This window comes from Ferriphaselus sp. R-1, assembly GCF_000746095.1.
In the GTDB taxonomy this organism is placed as follows: domain Bacteria; phylum Pseudomonadota; class Gammaproteobacteria; order Burkholderiales; family Gallionellaceae; genus Ferriphaselus.
In genome coordinates this window covers 142,969-162,094 of sequence record NZ_JQKP01000001.1, presented here as the reverse complement: position 1 = coordinate 162,094, position 19,126 = coordinate 142,969, and the positions used below count along the sequence as shown (strand labels likewise).

Annotated in this window: 22 protein-coding genes; 8 read left to right on the top strand and 14 right to left on the bottom strand. The window is 61.1% G+C overall.

The annotated features are described in order from the left end of the window. The 7 genes from DM08_RS00845 (at position 1) to DM08_RS00810 (ending at position 9,362) form a co-directional block, all read left to right on the top strand. On the top strand, positions 1-1,602 hold the full coding sequence (locus DM08_RS00845) for a sensor histidine kinase (RefSeq protein ID WP_051937693.1): 1,602 nt from the start codon (positions 1-3) through the stop codon (positions 1,600-1,602). Further along, the gene (locus tag DM08_RS00840; protein WP_088177583.1) at positions 1,592-2,977 is read left to right on the top strand and encodes a sigma-54-dependent transcriptional regulator; all 1,386 of its coding nucleotides are present in this window, start codon (positions 1,592-1,594) and stop codon (positions 2,975-2,977) included. The genes DM08_RS00845 and DM08_RS00840 overlap by 11 nt, the downstream gene beginning before the upstream one ends. Continuing rightward, a complete protein-coding gene (gene ampD, locus DM08_RS00835; RefSeq protein ID WP_035382724.1) occupies positions 2,967-3,506 on the top strand; it encodes a 1,6-anhydro-N-acetylmuramyl-L-alanine amidase AmpD in 540 nt (179 codons plus the stop codon). The genes DM08_RS00840 and ampD overlap by 11 nt, the downstream gene beginning before the upstream one ends. Before the next feature lie 288 nt (positions 3,507-3,794). Continuing rightward, positions 3,795-6,605: a ribonucleoside-diphosphate reductase subunit alpha gene (locus DM08_RS00830; RefSeq protein ID WP_237560191.1), complete on the top strand. Its 2,811-nt coding sequence runs from the start codon at positions 3,795-3,797 to the stop codon at positions 6,603-6,605. 26 nt (positions 6,606-6,631) lie between these two features. Beyond that, positions 6,632-7,774 carry a ribonucleotide-diphosphate reductase subunit beta gene (locus tag DM08_RS00825; protein ID WP_035382722.1) on the top strand — a complete coding sequence of 381 codons (1,143 nt, stop codon included), beginning with the start codon at positions 6,632-6,634 and terminating at the stop codon, positions 7,772-7,774. Between the two features lie 422 nt (positions 7,775-8,196). Beyond that, on the top strand, positions 8,197-8,754 hold the full coding sequence (locus DM08_RS00815) for a hypothetical protein (RefSeq protein WP_035382721.1): 558 nt from the start codon (positions 8,197-8,199) through the stop codon (positions 8,752-8,754). 65 nt (positions 8,755-8,819) lie between these two features. Continuing rightward, entirely contained in the window at positions 8,820-9,362 is a 543-nt protein-coding gene (locus DM08_RS00810) for a flavodoxin (RefSeq protein ID WP_035382720.1), read from the top strand. 46 nt (positions 9,363-9,408) lie between these two features. Here the strand turns inward: DM08_RS00810 and DM08_RS00805 are convergent, their stop codons facing one another. Further along, entirely contained in the window at positions 9,409-10,257 is an 849-nt protein-coding gene (locus DM08_RS00805) for an SDR family oxidoreductase (protein ID WP_035382719.1), read from the bottom strand. Between the two features lie 94 nt (positions 10,258-10,351). On the opposite strand from DM08_RS00805, the gene DM08_RS00800 reads away from it, so the two are divergent. Next, positions 10,352-10,735 carry a winged helix-turn-helix transcriptional regulator gene (locus DM08_RS00800; RefSeq protein WP_035382718.1) on the top strand — a complete coding sequence of 128 codons (384 nt, stop codon included), beginning with the start codon at positions 10,352-10,354 and terminating at the stop codon, positions 10,733-10,735. Positions 10,736-10,750: 15 nt separating this feature from the next. Here DM08_RS00800 and DM08_RS13060 read toward each other — a convergent pair whose 3' ends face one another. The 13 genes from DM08_RS13060 to nifE all read right to left on the bottom strand — a co-directional run bounded on the left by DM08_RS13060 (position 10,751) and on the right by nifE (position 19,076). Beyond that, complete coding sequence (locus DM08_RS13060; protein ID WP_035382717.1) at positions 10,751-11,056, bottom strand: hypothetical protein; 306 nt, start codon at positions 11,054-11,056, stop codon at positions 10,751-10,753. Continuing rightward, positions 11,049-11,513: an ankyrin repeat domain-containing protein gene (locus DM08_RS00790; protein WP_035382716.1), complete on the bottom strand. Its 465-nt coding sequence runs from the start codon at positions 11,511-11,513 to the stop codon at positions 11,049-11,051. Before DM08_RS00790 ends, DM08_RS13060 begins: the two co-directional genes overlap by 8 nt. 13 nt (positions 11,514-11,526) lie before the next feature. Then, positions 11,527-13,065: a nitroreductase family protein gene (locus tag DM08_RS00785; protein WP_035382715.1), complete on the bottom strand. Its 1,539-nt coding sequence runs from the start codon at positions 13,063-13,065 to the stop codon at positions 11,527-11,529. Between the two features lie 2 nt (positions 13,066-13,067). Further along, on the bottom strand, positions 13,068-13,337 hold the full coding sequence (locus DM08_RS00780) for a nitrogen fixation protein NifZ (protein ID WP_081908708.1): 270 nt from the start codon (positions 13,335-13,337) through the stop codon (positions 13,068-13,070). A gap of 8 nt (positions 13,338-13,345) precedes the next feature. After that, on the bottom strand, positions 13,346-13,702 hold the full coding sequence (locus DM08_RS12085; RefSeq protein WP_152555745.1) for a hypothetical protein: 357 nt from the start codon (positions 13,700-13,702) through the stop codon (positions 13,346-13,348). 5 nt (positions 13,703-13,707) lie between these two features. Next, positions 13,708-13,935, bottom strand: a complete 228-nt coding sequence (locus tag DM08_RS00770) for a (2Fe-2S) ferredoxin domain-containing protein (protein WP_237560181.1) — start codon at positions 13,933-13,935, stop codon at positions 13,708-13,710. A gap of 98 nt (positions 13,936-14,033) precedes the next feature. Then, a complete protein-coding gene (fdxB, locus tag DM08_RS00765) occupies positions 14,034-14,324 on the bottom strand; it encodes a ferredoxin III, nif-specific (RefSeq protein ID WP_035382712.1) in 291 nt (96 codons plus the stop codon). Positions 14,325-14,326: 2 nt separating this feature from the next. Continuing rightward, on the bottom strand, positions 14,327-14,539 hold the full coding sequence (locus tag DM08_RS00760; protein ID WP_035382711.1) for a CCE_0567 family metalloprotein: 213 nt from the start codon (positions 14,537-14,539) through the stop codon (positions 14,327-14,329). A gap of 167 nt (positions 14,540-14,706) precedes the next feature. Next, on the bottom strand, positions 14,707-15,168 hold the full coding sequence (locus DM08_RS00755; protein ID WP_035382710.1) for a NifX-associated nitrogen fixation protein: 462 nt from the start codon (positions 15,166-15,168) through the stop codon (positions 14,707-14,709). 11 nt (positions 15,169-15,179) lie between these two features. After that, entirely contained in the window at positions 15,180-15,599 is a 420-nt protein-coding gene (locus DM08_RS00750) for a SoxR reducing system RseC family protein (protein ID WP_035382709.1), read from the bottom strand. Beyond that, on the bottom strand, positions 15,596-16,009 hold the full coding sequence (locus DM08_RS00745; protein WP_035382708.1) for a NifB/NifX family molybdenum-iron cluster-binding protein: 414 nt from the start codon (positions 16,007-16,009) through the stop codon (positions 15,596-15,598). The genes DM08_RS00750 and DM08_RS00745 overlap by 4 nt, the downstream gene beginning before the upstream one ends. A 10-nt stretch (positions 16,010-16,019) precedes the next feature. Further along, positions 16,020-17,570 (bottom strand): nitrogenase iron-molybdenum cofactor biosynthesis protein NifN, encoded by a 1,551-nt coding sequence (nifN, locus tag DM08_RS00740; protein ID WP_035382707.1) that lies wholly within the window; start codon positions 17,568-17,570, stop codon positions 16,020-16,022. A gap of 99 nt (positions 17,571-17,669) precedes the next feature. Then, positions 17,670-19,076, bottom strand: a complete 1,407-nt coding sequence (gene nifE / locus DM08_RS00735) for a nitrogenase iron-molybdenum cofactor biosynthesis protein NifE (RefSeq protein WP_035382706.1) — start codon at positions 19,074-19,076, stop codon at positions 17,670-17,672. Between the last annotated feature and the right edge of the window lie 50 nt (positions 19,077-19,126).

The following is a 19,126-nucleotide window of genomic DNA, read 5'->3' as shown; positions in this document are numbered from 1 at the left end:
GTGCCCTTCCTCGCCACGCCCACCCTCGAATACGGCATCGCTCCGGTCCAGGAGCGCCTGTGGCGTTCCCTGTATTTCTATGCCGCCTATCGACTGACCCTGGGCGGCGTGTTTCTGTTCCTGCTCTACCCGTTCAGCGCCTCGCTCTGGCTGGGCAGCAACGACACGCCCCAGTTCTTCCGGGCCAGCCTGGGCTACTTCCTGCTGACACTGCTGGGATTGCTGACGGTACGCCTGCGCCGACCGAGCTTTGACGTGCAGCTCGCGCTGCTGGTCGGGGTAGACATCCTCGGCATCACCCTGCTCGCCGATGCCAGCGGCGGCATCACCAGCGGCCTGAACGTGCTCTTGCTGGTCTCGCTGGCCGCCACCGGGCTGGTCAGCCATGGACCGGCCACCTTGTTCTACGCCGCGCTGGCCAGCATCGCGGTGCTGTTGCAGCACGGCTATGCGGTGCTGACGCGCGGCGCAGTGCCCGAGCTGTTCATGCAGGTCGGCCTGCTCTGTGTGGCTTATTTCGCCGTGACCTGGCTGGCCCACCTGCTTGCCCGCTACGCCATGCAGAGCGAGCAGCTCGCCATGCAGCGCGGCATGGAGCTGGCCATGATGGCCGAAGCCAATCGGCTGCTGATCCACGACCTGCCTGACGGGGTGCTGATGCTGGACGAGCACGGCGGCATCCATCAGGCCAACCCCAGCGCCTCCCGCTTGCTGGGAACCGAAGTCAGCACGGGCGGCTCGCTCACCGAGAGCGTCCCCGAACTGGCTCGATTGCATGAGACCTGGTGCCTACACCCCGAGCAGACCACGACCGCGCTCACCGTGCCCGGCCAGGCTCAGACACTCAGAGTGCGCTTCCTGCCGGTACGGGAAGATGGCTTCCGGGGGGCGGTCGTCGTGCTGGAGGACACCCGGCGCATCCAGGAACAGGCCCAGCAGTTCAAACTGGCGGCACTGGGCCGCCTCACCGCCAGCATCGCCCACGAGGTGCGCAACCCGCTCGCCTCCATCAGCTACGCCGCCGAACTGCTGAGTGAGGAGAAACGCGCCGACTCGCGCAACCGGCTACAACAGCTGATCCTGTCGAACGTGGCACGCCTCAACTGCCTGGTGCAGGACATCATGCAGCTCAACCGGCGCGACCGGCTGCATCAGGAGAACTTCGACCTCAGCCAGCAACTGCCGGGACTGATACGCGAGATCCTGCAGCCCACCGGCACTCCGGCCAAGACCGTCAGCCTGAAACGCGCGGCCCACCTGCCGGTCCGCTTCGACCGGGGACATCTGGAACAGATCCTGTGGAACCTGTGCAGCAATGCCCTGCGGCATAGTCGCCAGCAGCCGGGCAGCGTCACCCTGCACGCCCGGGAAGAGGACGGGCGCATCTTGCTGGACGTGAGCGACGACGGGCCGGGTATCGCCCCCGCTGTGCTGCCGCACCTGTTCGAGCCGTTCTTCACCACCGATGCCGCCGGGACCGGCCTGGGCTTGTACATCTCGCGCGAGCTGTGCGAGGCTAACGGCGCACGCCTGGAACACCTGCCGAGGGAAGAACAAGGTGCGTGTTTCAGGATCACCTTTGGAGGAAGCGATGAGCAATGAGCGACGATTGTCCCTGAGCCAGTCCGCGCGCGTCTTACTGGTGGACGATGAGCCGGACATCCTGGAGTTGCTGGAGCTGGCCCTGCTGCGCATGGGACTGGAAGTGGATCGCGCCGACAGCGTGGGAGCCGCGCTGGCCTGCCTGAACGAGGCCCGCTACGACCTTTGCCTGACCGACATGCGCCTGCCGGATGGCGAGGGTCTGCAGATTGTCCGCCATATCGCGGCGCAGAACCTGGAACTGCCCATCGCCGTCATCACTGCCCACGGCAACATGGAGAGCGCCATCACCGCGCTCAAGGCCGGCGCGTTCGACTACCTGTCCAAACCGGTTGCGCTGGAACAGCTGCGCGCCCTGGTCAAGTCCGCCATCCAGACTCCCAAGTCCGCTCCCGGTCTGTCCGCGCAGGGCGACGACGCGCAGGGCCTGCTCGGCCATGCGCCCGCCATGCAGAAAGTGCGCGACCTCATCAGCCGCGTGGCGCGCAGCCAGGCTCCCGTCCACATCTGCGGCGAATCGGGCAGCGGCAAGGAGCTGGCGGCACGGCTGATCGTGGCACAGAGCGCCCGCCGCGAGCACCCCTTCATCGCCGTCAACTGCGGCGCCATCCCGGAGAACCTGATGGAGAGCGAGTTCTTCGGTTACCGCAAGGGCGCGTTCACCGGCGCGGACAGTGACCGTGACGGCTTCTTCCAGTCCGCCCACGGCGGCACGCTGTTCCTCGATGAAGTGGCTGATCTGCCGCTGGCGATGCAGGTCAAGCTGCTGCGCGCCATTCAGGAGAAGAAAGTGCGCAAGGTCGGTGCCACCCAGGAGGAGGCGGTGGATGTGCGCATCATCAGCGCCACTCACAACGACCTCGCTCGGCGGGTGCAGGAAGGCAAGTTCCGCCAGGACTTGTATTACCGGCTGAACGTCATCAACCTGACCATGCCGCCGCTGCGCGAGTTGCGCGACGACATCCCGGAGATCGCCCAGCGCCTGTTGCTGCGCCTGCGCGGTGCATCCAACGTGAGCTTCGCGCCGGACGCGCTGCGTGCGCTCAGCACCTATGATTTCCCCGGCAACGTGCGCGAGCTGGAGAACATCATCGAACGCGCGCTGGCGCTGTGCGACGACGCGACCATCCAGCTCGCCGACCTGCAACTGCCCCCCGATGCGGGTTCCACCCAGGCCGCGCCCGTGGTCGCCGACGGCTCGGTGGCCTTGCCGGACTACCTCGACCAGGTCGAGCGCACCGAGATCCTCAAGGCGCTGGATCGCACCCGTTTCAACCGTACCGCCGCCGCACGGCTGCTGGGCGTGACCTTCCGCACCCTGCGCTATCGCATGGAGCGGTTGGGTATCAAGGGAGCGGACAAGGATGAGGATTGATGCTGAAGGCTGGTGCCACGGCCTGCGCCGCATCGCCTCGCCCAACTGCGACCGGCGCTTGCCGGGTACGGAGGTCTCGCTGCTGGTCATCCACAACATCAGCTTGCCGCCGGGCGAGTTCGGCGGCAAAGCCATCGAGCAACTGTTCACCAACACCCTGGACTGTGACACGCATCCGTACTACGAGCGCTTGCGCGGGCTGCAAGTCTCGGCGCACTTCCTCGTCCGGCGCGATGGCCAGCTCATCCAGTTCGTGTCCTGCAGCAAGCGGGCTTGGCACGCCGGGGTATCCGAATGGCAGGGACGCAGCCGCTGCAACGATTTCTCCCTGGGCATCGAACTGGAGGGCGATGACGACACCCCGTTCACCGATGCCCAGTATGCCGCACTGATCCGCCTCACCCGCCGCCTGCAACGCCATTACCCGCTGCGCGACATCACCGGCCACAGCGACATCGCCCCAGGCCGCAAGACCGACCCCGGCCCGTACTTCGACTGGCCCCGTTTTCTGAGCGCGTTGCAGGCCTGATCCCGGCGTTTCCACGCATCAAGTCAGTGCTTGCTCGCTGAAAACATGGCCTGCTTGCAGCGTTCAACCCATCGCCGAATCGCGTCGAAAAATCCCCGAAAATTTCTTCCGAAAAGCGCTTGCATAAATTCAGCCATGCACTAGAATTAGCGCCCATAAAGCAGTCCGACCACTATATATTGTGGTTTCATGAAAAAACCAAGCAACTCAATAATTCGACAGGGAGAATCATTCATGCTGCAAGCCGCCGAGAGCTTTACTGCCAATCCGCCCCCGATCCACAGCGGCATGACCGCCGACTCTTCCGCCACTGGCGCGTCGCTCTATGATGCCTACAAGGTAGTGCGCCGCAACGGCTCTGTGGTGTCGTTCGAGCCCTCCAAGATCGCCATCGCCGTGACCAAGGCGTTCATCGCCGTCAACGGCAGCCAGGCCGCCGGTTCCGCCCGCGTGCGCGAGATGGTGGAGCAACTTACCGCCAACGTGGTGAATGCGCTGATGCGCCGCCAGCCACAAGGTGGCACGGTACACATCGAAGATATCCAGGATCAGGTCGAGCTGTCGTTGATGCGCTCCGGCGAACACGACGTGGCCCGTGCTTATGTGCTGTACCGCGAGCAACGCTCGCAAGAACGCGCCAAGGCGAAGAAGACCGAGCCGGAGCACACGCTCAACGTCACCCATCTGGACGGCAGCCTGCATCCGCTGGACATGGACCGCCTGAAGAGCGTCATCGCTTCGTCTTGCGAAGGCTTGGGCAGCGCGGTCGATCCCGAGCTGATCCTCAAGCAGACGCTGAAAGACCTGTACGAAGGCGTATCGCTGAAGGAAGTCCACAAGAGCACCATCCTGTCCGCCCGCACCCTGATCGAGAAAGACCCGGCCTACGGCTTCGTCACCGCGCGCCTGCTGCTGGACAACATCCGCTTCGTCATTCTGGGCGAAGAGGTGACTCAGGCCGAGATGGCTGCGCGTTACGCGGAATACTTCCCCAAATTCATCAAGCGTGGCATCGAAGCCGAGTTGCTCAACCCGGAACTGGGCCATTACGACCTGGCCCGCCTGGGCGCGGAACTGGATGCCAGCCGCGACCTGAACTTCAACTACCTCGGCCTGCAAACCCTGTATGACCGCTATTTCCTGCACATCGAGGACGAGCGCATCGAGCTGCCGCAAGCCTTCTTCATGCGCGTGGCCATGGGTCTGGCGCTGAACGAGATCGACCGCGAAGCCCGCGCCATCGAGTTCTACCGCCTGCTGTCCAGCTTCGACTTCATGTCGTCCACGCCGACGCTGTTCAACTCCGGCACCCGCCGTTCGCAGCTGTCCTCCTGCTACCTGACCACCGTGTCCGACGACCTCGACGGCATCTACGAGGCGCTGAAGGAGAACGCGCTGCTGTCCAAGTTCGCGGGCGGTCTGGGCAACGACTGGAGCAACGTGCGTGCGCTGGGTTCGCACATCAAGGGTACCAACGGCAAGTCACAGGGCGTGGTCCCCTTCCTCAAGGTGGTGAACGACACCGCCGTGGCGGTGAATCAGGGCGGCAAGCGCAAGGGCGCGGTCTGCGCCTACCTGGAAACCTGGCATCTGGACATCGAAGAATTCCTGGAACTGCGCAAGAACACCGGCGACGACCGCCGCCGCACCCACGACATGAACACCGCGAACTGGATCCCCGACCTGTTCATGAAGCGCGTGATGGAAGGTGGCGACTGGACGCTGTTCTCGCCCGCCACTTGCCCCGACCTGCACGACAAGTTCGGCGCCGAATTCGAGGCGGCTTACACCGGCTACGAAGCCAAGGCCGCCTCCGGCGAACTGAAACTGTTCAAGAAAGTTCCCGCCGCTTCGCTGTGGCGCAAGATCCTGACCATGCTGTTCGAAACCGGCCATCCCTGGATCACCTTCAAAGACCCGTGCAACATCCGCAGCCCGCAGCAACACGTCGGCGTGGTGCACAGCTCCAACCTGTGTACGGAAATCACACTGAACACTTCGGAATCCGAGATCGCCGTGTGTAACCTGGGCTCGGTGAACCTAGCGGCGCACCTCACCGCAGACGGCCAGATCGACCAGGCCAAGCTGGCACGCACCATCCGCACCGCGATGCGCATGCTGGACAACGTGATCGACATCAACTACTACGCCGTCAAGAAGGCGCGCGATGCCAACCTGCGCCACCGCCCCGTCGGCATGGGCATCATGGGCTTCCAGGATGCGTTGCACACCCTGCGCGTGCCGTACGCCAGCCAAGAAGCAGTCGAGTTCGCCGACCGTTCGATGGAAGCCGTGTGCTACTACGCCTACCTCGCCTCCACCGAGCTGGCCGAAGAGCGTGGCCGCTATTCCAGCTATCGCGGCAGCCTGTGGGACCGTGGCATCCTGCCGCAAGACACGCTGGCCCTGCTGCGCGACGCGCGTGGCGGCTACGTCGAAGTGGACGAATCGTCCACGCTGGACTGGAACGCACTGCGTGCCCGCATCGCCCAGCACGGCATGCGCAACTCCAACTGCGTGGCCATCGCCCCGACCGCGACCATTTCTAACATCGTCGGCGTGTCGGCCAGCATCGAGCCGACCTACCAGAACATCTTCGTGAAATCGAACCTGTCTGGCGAATTCACCATCATCAACGACCATCTGGTGAACGACCTCAAGGCGCTCGGCCTGTGGGACGAGGTGATGATCGCCGACCTGAAGTATTTCGACGGCAGCCTGAGCAAGATCGACCGCATCCCGGCTGACCTGCGCAACCTGTACGCTACCGCTTTCGAAGTCGAGCCGAGCTGGCTGATCGAAGCCGCCTCGCGTCGCCAGAAGTGGATCGACCAGGCGCAGTCGCTGAACATCTACATGGCGGGCGTGTCGGGCCGCAAGCTCGACGACACCTACAAGCTGGCTTGGCTGCGCGGCCTGAAGACGACGTACTACCTGCGCACTCTGGGCGCGACCTCGGCGGAAAAATCTACCTCGCGCGCAGGCAGCCTGAACGCTGTGCCGAACAGCGGCGGCATCGCCAGCGCATCGGCAGCGCCAGCCGCAGAAGAACCCAAATTCTGTTCCATAGATAATCCAGAGTGCGAGGCCTGCCAGTAAGGCGGGTTTCCACAGGAGATAAGCAAATGCTCTCTTTCGACGACGAAATCACCCCATCCATCGCCCCCGCTGTACGCATGGGCGCGATGAGTTCCGCCACCTCCATGCCGAGCAGCACCAGCACGGCGACGCAGACCGCCTCCACCGGCACGGGCCGCGTGCGCGTAGAGGACAAGCGCATCATCAACAGCCGTGCCGATGTGAACCAGCTGGTGCCGTTCAAGTACAAGTGGGCGTGGGAGAAATACCTCGCCGCTTGCGCCAATCACTGGATGCCGCAGGAAGTGAACATGTCCGCCGACATCGCGCTGTGGAAGAATCCGAACGGCCTGACCGAAGACGAGCGCCGTCTGGTCAAGCGCAATCTGGGTTTCTTCACCACCGCCGACTCGCTCGCCGCCAACAACATCGCGCTGGGCACTTACCGCCACATCACCAATCCCGAGTGCCGCCAGTTCCTGCTGCGCCAAGCCTTCGAGGAAGCCATCCACACCCACGCCTACCAGTACATCGTGGAAAGCCTGGGGCTGGATGAGGGCGAAGTGTTCAACGCCTATCACGAAGTCCAGAGCATCCGCGACAAGGACGAGTTCCTGATCCCGTTCATCGAGACGCTCACCGACCCGGACTTCAAGACCGGCACGCCGGAAGCTGACCAAAAACTGCTGCGCAGCCTGATCGTGTTCGCCTGCATCATGGAAGGCCTGTTCTTCTATGTCGGCTTCGTGCAGATCCTCGCCCTCGGTCGCCAGAACAAGATGACCGGTGCCGCCGAGCAGTACCAGTACATCCTGCGCGATGAATCCATGCACCTGAACTTCGGTGTGGACGTGATCAACCAGATCAAGCTGGAGAACCCGCACCTGTGGACACCCGAGTTCCGCGCCGAGATCCAGGGCCTGTTCCAGAAGGCCGTCGACCTCGAATACCGCTACGCCGAAGACACCATGCCGCGAGGTGTGCTGGGGCTGAATTCCGGCATGTTCAAGGAATACCTGCGCTTCATCGCCAACCGTCGCTGCCAGCAGATCGGCATCGACGTGTTGTTCCAGGGCGCAACCAACCCCTTCCCCTGGATGGCCGAGATGATTGACTTGAAGAAAGAGAAGAACTTCTTCGAGACGCGGGTGACGGAATATCAGTCGGGCGGCGCGTTGAGCTGGGATTGACCGCGACATCCGTTCGCGGACAGATAAGGCTGCTCTTTGGACACATAATCGTGCTCTCCCGGTCAGATAAGTCTGCTCTGAGCGACGAATAGAAAATGAAAAATGCCTAGCTGAATTGCTAGGCATTTTCTTGTCACCGCCTCGGATCGACTGTAATAATCACCGCTAAATTTGGAACATCGAACTGTTAATCCGCAGGTCCCTGGTTCGAGTCCAGGTCGGGAAGCCAATTCGGTACAAAGGTGGGCACTACGGTGTCCACCTTTGTATTTTCCAGCATCGCAAATGCCAACGCTGCATTGCTTCCAGTAATTTCCGCCTGACTATCCACGCAACCTGCTGCAACCACCTCGCCCAAGCACCCATAGCTTGGTATGGATATTGCTGTGTCACAAGCACCTTTATTCAACACAGGAGCTGACATGCTATTCGACACTTACGAGCAAAAAGGATTGTTGTTCAATATGAACTTCAAGGAAGCCAATGGGAGCTACGCTGCTTATCGTGGCGACCTTGTATTGGAATTGGGTGAGATAGGAGATGCTCTGGGACATCGCAAACCTCCGGTTGCCACCATCAAGAACACCATCGTGCTGTCTCAGGACGACAAGATCAAACTGTACGTCGGCAGTCTGGACGAACTCGCGCTTCTGCCCAAGGTCATTGATTACTATCAAGCTGATTTTGCGGAAGATATTAAGATTATTCTGTTCGTGGTGAATATCAACAAGCCGCTCATCATCGAGCTGGGCAATTTGCACATCCCCGTGATCGGCATGCAGGAAGGGCTGATCTGGAACGAATTGATTGATCTCGCCGCTCTGGATAAGGGTGATTTCAAGGGGCAATCCGCCTCCGAAAAGATCATTACCGTCTATAAGGCACTGCACGACTTCAAGCCCAAAGGCGACAAGGTCTCGTTCGAAGAGGCGCTAACCCGCACTGTGGAACTGAAACGTGCTGGTCGCGGCCCCGTCTAGTTTGTGTCGTACAACGCGCTGATTGTGGGATACCCGACAATCAGCGCAACCCGCAAGGAGTCGATATGTCCCGCACCGGATTGTTTTTCGCCAGTAGCACAGGTAATACTCGCCGCATCGCCAAAGCGATAAAAAAGCAGTTTGATGATGACACCATGGCCGATGCACTCAATGTGAACAAGGCCAATGCAGCGCTGGTGGCCAGCTACGACTACCTGATCTTTGGCACATCCACTCTCGGTGGCGGACAACTCCCCGGCCTTTCAACCGATTGCATGGGCGGAGGATGGGAAGAGTTCCTGCCTCAACTCAGTGAGGTGGATTTCACGGGCAAGACGGTCGCGCTGTTCGGACTCGGTGACCAGGGAAAATATCCGGATGAGTTCGTCGATGCGCTCGGCATCCTCTACGAATTCCTGGTTGCTCGCGGCGCACGGGTGGTTGGCCAATGGCCTGCGGACGATTACGACTTCATCGCCTCAAAGGCATTGGTGGATGACGAGTTCGTCGGCTTGGTGCTGGATCAGGAAAACCAGAAGCTGCTGACCGATGCTCGGGTGGAAGCGTGGTTGAAGCTGATCTCGCCTGAATTTGGGCTTGCAGTCTGAGCGAGATGGTGTGCAAGGGCAGGCCGCAGCCTGCCCCGAGTGGAAGTTAAAGTGCCGCCGCAACTGCCGTTGCCAACGTGGTCGTCGGTCGGCCGATGAGCGTGCTCAATTGCTGCCCCTCATCGAACAACGCGCCTTTTGAAACGCCCGTGTCGGAATTCGCCAGCAGTTCGGCGAGGAACTCCGGCAAGCCCGCGCCTAGCAGCGCTTTTTTGTATTCCGCTTCCGGCAGATTGACGTAGCCGATGGCGCGGCCAGCTTGGCGCGATATTTCTGCGGCAAATTCACTCAAGGTGTAGGCGTTGTCACCAGCCAGCTCGTAAACGTTTCCGGCTTGGTTGTTGGTCGTCAGCACGACGGCGGCAGCTTCGGCGTAGTCGGCGCGCGTGGCGGAGGAGATGCGGCCATCGCCCGCGCAGCCATACACCGCACCCAACGCCAACGCGGTGGGAATGCCAGCCGCATAGTTCTCGGTGTACCAGCCATTGCGCAGCAACGCGAAGGGCACACCGGAGGCGCGCAGCAGCGCCTCGGTTTCCCTGTGCTCGGCGGCCAAGCCCAGCACGGAAGTGTCGGCGTGCAGCACGCTGGTGTAGGCCAGCAGTTTGATGCCCGCGCGTTTGGCGGCATCGATCACGCTGCGGTGCTGTTGCGTGCGTTGCCCGATTTCGCTGGAAGAAATCAGCAGCACTTTATCTGCGCCGTGTAATGCCGCATCCCAGCTCGCGGGTTGGCTGTAGTCGGCATGGCGCACGTGCACGCCCAATGCCGCGAGGCCTTGGGCTTTTTCGACATTGCGCACAGCGGCGACAATGTTGGTGGCGGCTGTTTTTTTCAGCAGGGCTGCGATGACAAGGCGGCCCAGCTGGCCAGTGGCTCCGGTAACGACGATCATGGTGTTTCCTTTCGGCATGGGTTAATCGAGTTGGGGAAGCGAAGAGTATCCGCTACAATGACTTTTCGTAAGTACGCACAAAAAGGTAAGTGCAATGCCAACAACTCAACCTCAGACGCTGTCCGTCAAAATGCGACGCGGAGAAGTCTTCGCCGTGCAATGTCCTTCGCGCGAAATCCTCAAGCATGTCACCAGCCGCTGGGGCGTGCTGGTGCTGGTGGCGTTGAGGGAAGGCACGCACCGCTTCAGCGAACTGCGCCGCAAGGTCGGGGAAGTGAGCGAAAAGATGCTGGCACAGACGCTACAGCAATTGGAACAGGATGGCTTCATCAATCGGGTATCTCACCCGGTGGTGCCGCCGCATGTGGAATATTCGCTAACCCCGCTGGGCGAGGGAGTCGGTCAACAGGTTGAGGCGCTGACCGACTGGATCGAAATCAATCTGCCGCAAATCATGCAGGCGCGGCAGAAACGCTGAGCTTGGCTTATCCGCTTAAGCGATGGCAGCTGCCAGCGCTTGGGCTAAGGCGCCAACATGGGGCCAGTCCAGTTCAAGCGTACCGTCGGGCAACGCGATGCTCATGCCCGCATCGCACACCGTCCCAATGAAAGCGCCATCACTGGCAATCGGGCTCATATAGATTTCCCGCTCGGGACTCACGCCGTCGCGCACGGCAACCAACGCAAACGACAGGCTGGAGGCCTCAGCCTGAGTAAGCCGCAGCACGTAGTTGTCGGCGAATTGCACGCGAATCAATGAACCAAACGCGCGATGCTGTATGCGACTTACCTCAAACATGTGCAGCGGCCTTGGCTTCTTTGAGCAACTTCATACACGCGCGATTAGCGGCGAGCTCCAGCGCAGTGAAATCGTCCAGCGTCATCAGCGTGGTATCTGCGCCCGCCTCCAGCAGCAATTTCACCAGCGACGTTTTGCCCGCCGAGGCGCAATAAATCAGCGCCGTGGCTCCGTTGATATTTTGGCTGTCCAGCGGCGCACCCGCGTGGATAAGCGCGCGGGCACAAGCCTCGCTATCGGCAAAACAGGAGAACCACAACGCCCCGTTGCTGTCGTCATTCATCCGGTTCACCGCCGCGCCGCGTGCCAGCAGCGCTTCGAGCACGACTAGATTTCCCAGGCGTGCGGCATGCATCAGCGGCGTGGTGGCATTGCCGATCGTGCGCTCGATATCCAGCGGTTCTGCCACATCGAAGCCGGCCTGAGCCAGCCATTCTTTAAGTTCTGCGTCGTTCATTGGGGCTCCTGATTCAGGCGTAAGCGGTCACAGTGGCAATGCGCGGATCATCCAGCGCCATGCCCACGGCGTAGTGGTAAAGCACTTGCCAGGTATCGTCCTTGAGGCCGAGCACCTCGTGGTCGGCATCGTCAAAAAAACAGCCGATGCCCGTGCCGCGCCATCCGGCGGCTTCGGCTTCCAGCGTGATGACGTGTCCCAGCATGCCCGCCTCCCAATGCAGATGCCGGTAAGCAGCCGGATCGGCGGCGATGGGCGCGGCGAACTCGGCCACCAGCATGAAGGTGACAGCACACTGGGAGGCGATATCCTGATGGCAGGACAAGGTGCGCGCGGTTTTTCCGGCGCGGGCGGCGATGAGTTGAAACAAGGGGAATTCGGCATCGGCGGGTTGCCAGACAAAGGTCTCGCGGAAAGCGGCTTGCAGCGCTCCCCGCGCCGCATCACTGCGCGGCAACACATACATACCGGGCGCGATGCCTTCAACGCGATGCACCAGCAACACCGGATGCACGCGCGCCGCCAGCGTCCACATCTCCCACACGGGCGAGCCGCCGGGCAACAACGCCCAGAGCAAGCGCCGGAACACGGCCTGCGGCAGCACCGATTGCCCGTCGAAGGCTTGCGCGCTGCGCCGCTTCAACAGCACTTGGGCTGCGCGGATGTCGTTGTCGCCGCCCCTCCTGACTGCTGCGCCAAATGCGGAAACTTGCGTCGGCGGCAACGGGCCGCGCGTGGCCTCCGCCACCTCGTCAATCACCGGCCATTGATACAGCGGACGCGCATCGAGCAAAGCCGGCTTGCCGGCCCATTGTTGCCAATCCGGTGGCAATGCAGCGTCCGTCGCATGTAGTGCAACCAGCACCTCCGCCTCTTCGTGCTCGACACCGGCAAACTCTTCAACGCGATCCACGCCGAGCGTGTGTGCCAACATTGCCTCGTCCAGTTCCGGCAAACGCGGCTTCCAGCCGTGCAATGCCGCCGCGTAACTCAGCGCGGCCAGCACATGCCCCATATCGAGCTGGCAGTAGCGGAAAGCGCGCTCGCCGTATTTCCATGCCTCGCGCCAATGGATGGAGCTGAAGCCCAGCCACACTCCCGCCGCCTGCGTATCGCTTCCCCACGCACGGCGTTCCAAAACATGATGCAGATTTTGATAGTGATGCAGACCATCTTGCAGACCGTCCACCTGAGCGGCGATCAGCCAGGTCTCGGTCGGATGCAGATTGCCGGATGAAGGGTGCGCGCGCAACGACCAGCGCGAACCGGCATATTCTTTCCATGCCGTCAGCCCCACGCACAAGCGCAACAAAGAGCCGAGGTTTTGCAGGTTGAACGGCAGCGGCGCGCGCGCTGCCACCAACTCGCCCCACGCAATATCCGCCACGGCGATCTCGCGCGGCAAAGGCGTCTGCATGGCGCCCTCCCAATCGCGAAACGCCTTGGGTTGGGCATCCCAATCCAGGGTGCCCGGCCCCGCCGCATAACGATCCGGCGCATGCTTGCTGCGCACGTGGTAAGCCAGCACAGTCGCAGCGCGGGTATCGCCCATTGCTAATTGAGACCGGTCAACTCGTCGCTCAGACAGCCAATGGGTTCAGCCAACGTACCGTCCGCATCCATCTCGAAACGCACCAGATAGATCTCTTCGTTCGGCATCTCTTGCGCATGGCCGACGTTGACCACCACGCCGCGCGTACCTGCCGCCGCCAGCAAAGCATCCGGCTCGATGCCGGGGATGCTGCTCTCGCCGGTTTCTTCCAGCGACTCGTTGTACAGATCATGCGCCGCGAACACCATGTCACCCATTTGGAATCTACTCACTGCACACCTCACACGTTCGGAATCAAGCTTGGCTCACTGCGCAAGTCACCCCCGCGCCCCCACACCGTCACCATTTCAACGAACCAGCGCTCGTCGCGCGGGTGCGGACAGAACAGGTCATACTCAGCATACACGCTGTGATCGCTGTTGATCGTCATCACACCGCAGCGGTCGTTGCGCGCATTCCGCCACACACCTTGATACCCCGGCAGTTGATTGCCGGGATCAATGACCGGGGTAAACTGAACCGCAGCCAGAGCGATCTGCGGCGTGGCATCGCTCGGCGCGAATTTCACGGCCTCCTGCTGCAAAGCCTGCACGACTCGCTCGGCCAGGCCTTGCAACTCCAAAGGCAGCGGCTGCATCGCATCTACCATATCGCAGGGGGAACGATGAGCCGCTCGACCGGCTGACCACCCAGCAGATGCTGCTCGAATATCTCGCTCACATCCGCCACAGTGACGTTGCCATACATCACCCCTTCGGGATAGACCAGCACGCTAGGCCCCATTCCGCAAGGCCCCAGACAGCCCGTCGGGGTGACCGCCACTTGCGTGAACAATTGGCGCTGTTGCCACTGCCGCGTGAATTCATCCACGACTTCGCGACAGCCTTTTTGACCACATGAGCCGCGCGGATGTCCGGGTGGGCGTGATTGGGAACAAACGAATACATGTCGCAACGGTTTAGGCATGATCAGGCTCCAGCAGGCAGAGGTTGATGGGTATGACACTGCTTGGGGCAGACGCGCGCGCAGGAGCCGCAGCCGATACAGTCCATGGCATTGGCGATCGACATCACCATCGCGTTGTCCTCATCCTCGTCATAGGCCTCGTCGTCCTCGTCGCGCTCCAACAGTTCGAACACATCACGCGGACACACCTTGTAACAGCGGCCACAGCCGATACAGGTACTTTGATCGAGTGCCGTCAGAAAAGTCGGCGTGTAGGCGGTGCCACCCCGCGTGATTCCGGTAATCGGTTCCATGCTCAAGCTCCTTTCTGTGCGGCAGCCAGCTTCTCGCTTGCCGCTGCCCACGCTGCGCAGGCGTCATAGGTTGACTGTGCGATCGCGGGGATCTGCTCATACCCTGCGGGCAATTTATCCTCGACCAGATCGTGCAACTGCGAAGCCCATTCGCTGGAAATGCGCTTCAGCTTCCTGACTTCCTTGTCGAGCGCCTTCAACTCGTCTTCGGTCATTTTCTTACTCCATTGGTTAGTTGGAAGACGTAAGTTACAAGTTGGCACCCAAAACCACCCTATAAACTTACGTCTTACGTCTTACGTCTTACGTCTTACGTCTTACGTCTTACGTCTTACGTCTTACGTCTTACGTCTTACGTCTTACGTCTTACGTCTTACGTCTTCTAAAGCCCGGCCACTTCGGGATACTTGCCCACCAAGCCCAAGGCCACCGACAACAGCTTGTCGGCCTCATCCTTCATCTTGGACAGGCTCTCGAAACCGTAGCGATGCACGTCACGCAAGGTACGATCCATTACCACCAGCTTGCCTACGGTGATGACTGCGCGACCGAAACCTTCATGCGTGATATTGATCATCGGGATCGCCATCAGGCCGCACTCCTTTTCGATCAAGGAGGCAATCGCGTTGTAGAACGCCTTGATGCGCGCCAGCAGCACTTCGTCCGGATCACCGATCACGGGGATGGCGCGACGCTGCTCCTTGGTCAACACGTACGGCGCAAGAATGCGCTCCACCGGCCAGCCGTCATACGTGCCGTAGCTATCTACCGCGCGCATCTGCTTGACCATCTCCTTGATGAAATCGGTGCTCAACAACGGGTCTTGCTCAACTGCCTGGTTCATGGTGTTACTCCTTAGGTTGAATGATGAGATTTGTGTGCCGACAAAGAAGGGGTCCAGCCGGTCACACGGGTAAGCAAAAAAGCGAGGACAAATCCAGCGACGGCTCCCACTACGGCCGCAGCATCGCCGCCGCCGAATGAGGTGACCATCCCTGCCCCGACCAGCGCCAACACACTGGGCAACAGATAAGCGAACAGCCCGGCCTTGAACAGATCGCCTTCACTCATGCGCAACTGCAACTCTTCGCCTAACTCGACGGGGACATCGCAACGGATCGCTATCGCTTGGCGGCTATTGGAAAAATACTTGGCCAAGCCCGACACGCCGCAGCTGCTGCGCGACTTGCAGCCACCGCAACCCGACTGCGTAGTGGGTTCTATCCTCACCACGCCGGACTCGACAGACACTACACGGGCGGAGGTCTCTATCATTCCTGCCACGCCTCATCGTCCGAAAAACGGCTGCTGTCCGACTGTTTTTTAAGATGCTTCGCCAACCACACGGGGGTGTCGCTGACCAGATTCTTTTGCAGCCCGCTCAACAACACCTCGATCGCCGAACCTTCGTCCACCCGCATCGGCTGGATGCCCTTGGCCAGCAATTGCTGGATGGCGGAGGCACCCGCCGCGTTGCAATACACCGCCGCGCAATCCAGCAGCAGCTCGATCTTGGCGGCGAGTTTCCCTTCATGCCCATCCATCGCGGTCTCGATGAACTCAGCCACCTCGACCAAGCGGGCAGAACTTTCATCCAGCTCGTAGATGGCGAAGGCTTCCGCCGCACCGAAGTGCTGATTCACCGCGCGGCGGTCGCTCGTTGCAAAGGCGATCTTCACACTCATACTTGACTCCTCAATGGGTCTGACCAGCCGCAGATGCCGCATGGCAAGGATCTCCCATATTGCTTTTCACGTTCGTCCCCTCTCCCACCGGGGGATAACCAGCGACTTGCCCGCTTGCGGGCTTAGTCGAATGGCTAGTAGTTCCATCAGGGTTAGGGTGGGGGAAATGCGCAGCATCTCCTGTTCGCTGGTTGTAGATGGAAACGTAAGGGGCTGGCTCGTGATGCCCGTGTTCGACCAGCAGATTGGCCAAGTCGAACAGCGTCTGCCGCGTGCCGCGATAGCCCACCCACAGGCGCTGGTAGCCGCCCAGCAGGTCGAATTGCGGGAAACCGGCACGCAGCAGCGGCACGCCCAAGCGGCGCGCGGTCTCCACCGCATGCGAGTTGCTGATGACGAGTTGCGCACCGGCCTTGCGCGCGGCGTGTTCGAGGTCTTCCAGATCGCCGATGGCGACCTGCGCTGCCGGAACCTGACTCAGGATGGCGGCACGGGCGGGCGTGACCGCCGCCACCACTTCGCCGCCCATCCCGCTGAGCAACTGGGCATAGCCATAAAGCAGATCAGGATCAGCGGCGATGGCGACGCGCGCAAAGCCCAGCATGAAGTGCGAGTCCACCATCGCGTCCTGCAACTGCGCCCGCTGGCGGGCTATCTTCTCCGGCACCGGCTTGCCGCTGATCTCGGCCAGCGCGGCGACGAACGCATCCACAGCATCCAAGCCCATCAGCGCATCGAAGCGGTAGTCCGGCACGCCCGACTGCCCCTTGAGGAAATCGGCCGCGTCATACAGCGAACTGCCTAATACCAGCGTGGCGATGGACTCGCCCATGCTGGCGATGTCGCCCACCGGCGTGCCACCCACGGTAAGCGGCGAACTTTCCATCTCGGTGAGATGACCATCGAGCGAATCGCCGATGTCCGGCAACACCAGCGGACGCAGACCGAAGGCTTCGATCAACTCCTTGATGTGCTCGATGTCGCCGGGCGTGAGGAATGAACCCGCGAGGACGTTGACTTGCTTCTTGCGCTTGCCGACCAGACTCCCTCTCCCCCCGGGAGAGGGCTGGGGTGAGGGAACGCCCAGAATTAACACCTCCAAGATGGATTTAACCGCCAGCGCATAACCACTTTCGAGACACCCCGTGAAATCCGGCGTATTCACCGGCACCACGGGGATGTGCGCGTACTCGGGATGCTTGGTATAGAAATCCTTCACCAACCGTTTGATGTCCGTGCCCTGCGTCTCGGATAGACCCGTCGTCGGCAAACCGATCAGTGCAGGCTTGCTCTTCTCGCAGACCGCCTTCAAACCTTCGATCACATTCTCATCCGCATTCATCACGGTCGAGACCTGATCCATCGCCGTGGTCTGCAAGGGAATGGGCTCGCGGAAATGGCGCACGAAATACACCTTGCCAAAGGCAGTGCAGCCCTGCGAACCGTGCATCATCGGAATCGCTTTGTTGATGCCAAGGAAAGCCAGCGAAGCACCCACCGGTTGGCTGGCCTTGAGCGGATTCACCGCAAGTGCTTTGTTACGCTTCAGTATCTCAGCCATGTCAGACTCCCTCCGCCGTCATTCCCGCGCAGTTTCGATACCGCGTGGGCAGACAAACCCTGCCCACCCTACCCATGCCAAATAAGTTGTCGCACATCATCACGCCCCCAACTCCACACCCGGCACGCCCGACTTCGCCCACGGCGCGGGTTTTCGCACTGCTTGCCACACGGGACTCTGCAACGTCAGTGCCAGTTGCCGCGCCAGCTCGGTCATGCCGCTGTAGCCTTCGTAGCCAAATTCGCGTTCCTGGTTGATATCCAAGAATGGCAACTTTGCTTTTAGTGCGGTGTACATGTTGCGACCACCGGCAATCAGGATGTCCGCCTGGTATTCCTTCACCACCCCGAGCAGCGCCTTGGGGCTGCCGTCGGTGATCATTTTGGTCTTTTCGCCCATGATCTCGCGGATACGCGCCTTGTCTTCTTCGGTGGATTTATTGGTACCGGTGGCGACGACTTCCAGCCCCAGATCCTGCAAGGCGGACACGATGGACCACGACTTCACACCGCCGGTGTAGAGCAGCACACGTTTATCGCGCAGCTTTTCGCGCCAAGGTTCGAGTTCAGCATTGATCTTGGCCTCCTCGCGCGCGATGAGCGCCTCCGTGCGTTCAGTCAATGACGAGTCTTTGAGCAGGCGGGCGAAATCGCGGAAGGCTTGCGAGGTGTCGGTCACGCCGTAGAAGCTGCCCTCGAAGAACGGGATCTTGTAATCGGTTTCCAGCTTGCGCGCCACATTGAGCAAGGCCTTGGCGCACACCACCATGTCGGCTTCGGCGCGGTGCATGGTCTGCACATCATGGAAGCGCGCATCGCCGGACAGGGTGCACAGGATGCGCAGGCCGAGTTCGTCGAACAGCGGCAGCACATTCCAGAATTCGCCCGCGATGTTGTATTCGCCGATGAGGTTCACGTCGTGCACGGTGATGCCGGGGCGTTGCTGCTCCGGCAACAGCGGCAAAGGCTCCGCCGTGCCCACCACGTATTTAAACATCGCCTCGCCCGCGATACGGTTGCCCAGATTCTTGGTACCGTAAAAACCGGCACAGTCCACCGGCACCACCGGCACGCCGGTCTTCTCGGCAGCAGCCTTGCATACCGCGCTGATGTCGTCGCCGGTGAGCGCGGGGACGCAGGTGTTGTAGATGAACACCGCTTTCGGCGCGTAGCTATCGACGGCCTGTTTGATGGCATGGAACAGCCGCTTCTCGCCGCGCCCCATGATGACATCCTGCTCGGTGAGGTCGGTGGTCATACCGATGCGATACAGTGTCGGCCCGGACGAGCGCGTGCCGCGATTGTCCCAGGAGCTACCCGCGCAAGCGATGGGGCCGTGCACGATATGCGCCACATCGGCGATGGGCAGCAAGGCGATCTGCGCCCCGTCGAACGAACATCCACCCGCCGTCGCCCCCGGCTTGGGACGCACGCAACCGGATTTCTCCTTCTTGTTATGGGTACAGGCCGGCTCGTTCAGCAGTTCGGCAATGTCTTTGGCTTGCATGGCAGGCACTCGTAAGTGATGACATGCCTAGCGTTGCAATTGACGTGCCA

What these genes read in the sequence shown, in the direction of transcription:
- DM08_RS00840 (WP_088177583.1), top strand. Translation starts at nt 1,592, where the DNA reads ATGAGCAATGAGCGACGATTGTCCCTGAGCCAGTCCGCGCGCGTCTTA.
- ampD (WP_035382724.1), top strand. Translation starts at nt 2,967, where the DNA reads ATGAGGATTGATGCTGAAGGCTGGTGCCACGGCCTGCGCCGCATCGCC.
- DM08_RS00830 (WP_237560191.1), top strand. Translation starts at nt 3,795, where the DNA reads ATGACCGCCGACTCTTCCGCCACTGGCGCGTCGCTCTATGATGCCTAC.
- DM08_RS00825 (WP_035382722.1), top strand. Translation starts at nt 6,632, where the DNA reads ATGCTCTCTTTCGACGACGAAATCACCCCATCCATCGCCCCCGCTGTA.
- DM08_RS00815 (WP_035382721.1), top strand. Translation starts at nt 8,197, where the DNA reads ATGCTATTCGACACTTACGAGCAAAAAGGATTGTTGTTCAATATGAAC.
- DM08_RS00810 (WP_035382720.1), top strand. Translation starts at nt 8,820, where the DNA reads ATGTCCCGCACCGGATTGTTTTTCGCCAGTAGCACAGGTAATACTCGC.
- DM08_RS00805 (WP_035382719.1), bottom strand. Translation starts at nt 10,257, where the DNA reads ATGATCGTCGTTACCGGAGCCACTGGCCAGCTGGGCCGCCTTGTCATC.
- DM08_RS00800 (WP_035382718.1), top strand. Translation starts at nt 10,352, where the DNA reads ATGCCAACAACTCAACCTCAGACGCTGTCCGTCAAAATGCGACGCGGA.
- DM08_RS13060 (WP_035382717.1), bottom strand. Translation starts at nt 11,056, where the DNA reads ATGTTTGAGGTAAGTCGCATACAGCATCGCGCGTTTGGTTCATTGATT.
- DM08_RS00790 (WP_035382716.1), bottom strand. Translation starts at nt 11,513, where the DNA reads ATGAACGACGCAGAACTTAAAGAATGGCTGGCTCAGGCCGGCTTCGAT.
- DM08_RS00785 (WP_035382715.1), bottom strand. Translation starts at nt 13,065, where the DNA reads ATGGGCGATACCCGCGCTGCGACTGTGCTGGCTTACCACGTGCGCAGC.
- DM08_RS12085 (WP_152555745.1), bottom strand. Translation starts at nt 13,702, where the DNA reads ATGCAGCCGCTGCCTTTGGAGTTGCAAGGCCTGGCCGAGCGAGTCGTG.
- fdxB (WP_035382712.1), bottom strand. Translation starts at nt 14,324, where the DNA reads ATGGAACCGATTACCGGAATCACGCGGGGTGGCACCGCCTACACGCCG.
- DM08_RS00760 (WP_035382711.1), bottom strand. Translation starts at nt 14,539, where the DNA reads ATGACCGAAGACGAGTTGAAGGCGCTCGACAAGGAAGTCAGGAAGCTG.
- DM08_RS00755 (WP_035382710.1), bottom strand. Translation starts at nt 15,168, where the DNA reads ATGAACCAGGCAGTTGAGCAAGACCCGTTGTTGAGCACCGATTTCATC.
- DM08_RS00750 (WP_035382709.1), bottom strand. Translation starts at nt 15,599, where the DNA reads ATGATAGAGACCTCCGCCCGTGTAGTGTCTGTCGAGTCCGGCGTGGTG.
- DM08_RS00745 (WP_035382708.1), bottom strand. Translation starts at nt 16,009, where the DNA reads ATGAGTGTGAAGATCGCCTTTGCAACGAGCGACCGCCGCGCGGTGAAT.
- nifN (WP_035382707.1), bottom strand. Translation starts at nt 17,570, where the DNA reads ATGGCTGAGATACTGAAGCGTAACAAAGCACTTGCGGTGAATCCGCTC.
- nifE (WP_035382706.1), bottom strand. Translation starts at nt 19,076, where the DNA reads ATGCAAGCCAAAGACATTGCCGAACTGCTGAACGAGCCGGCCTGTACC.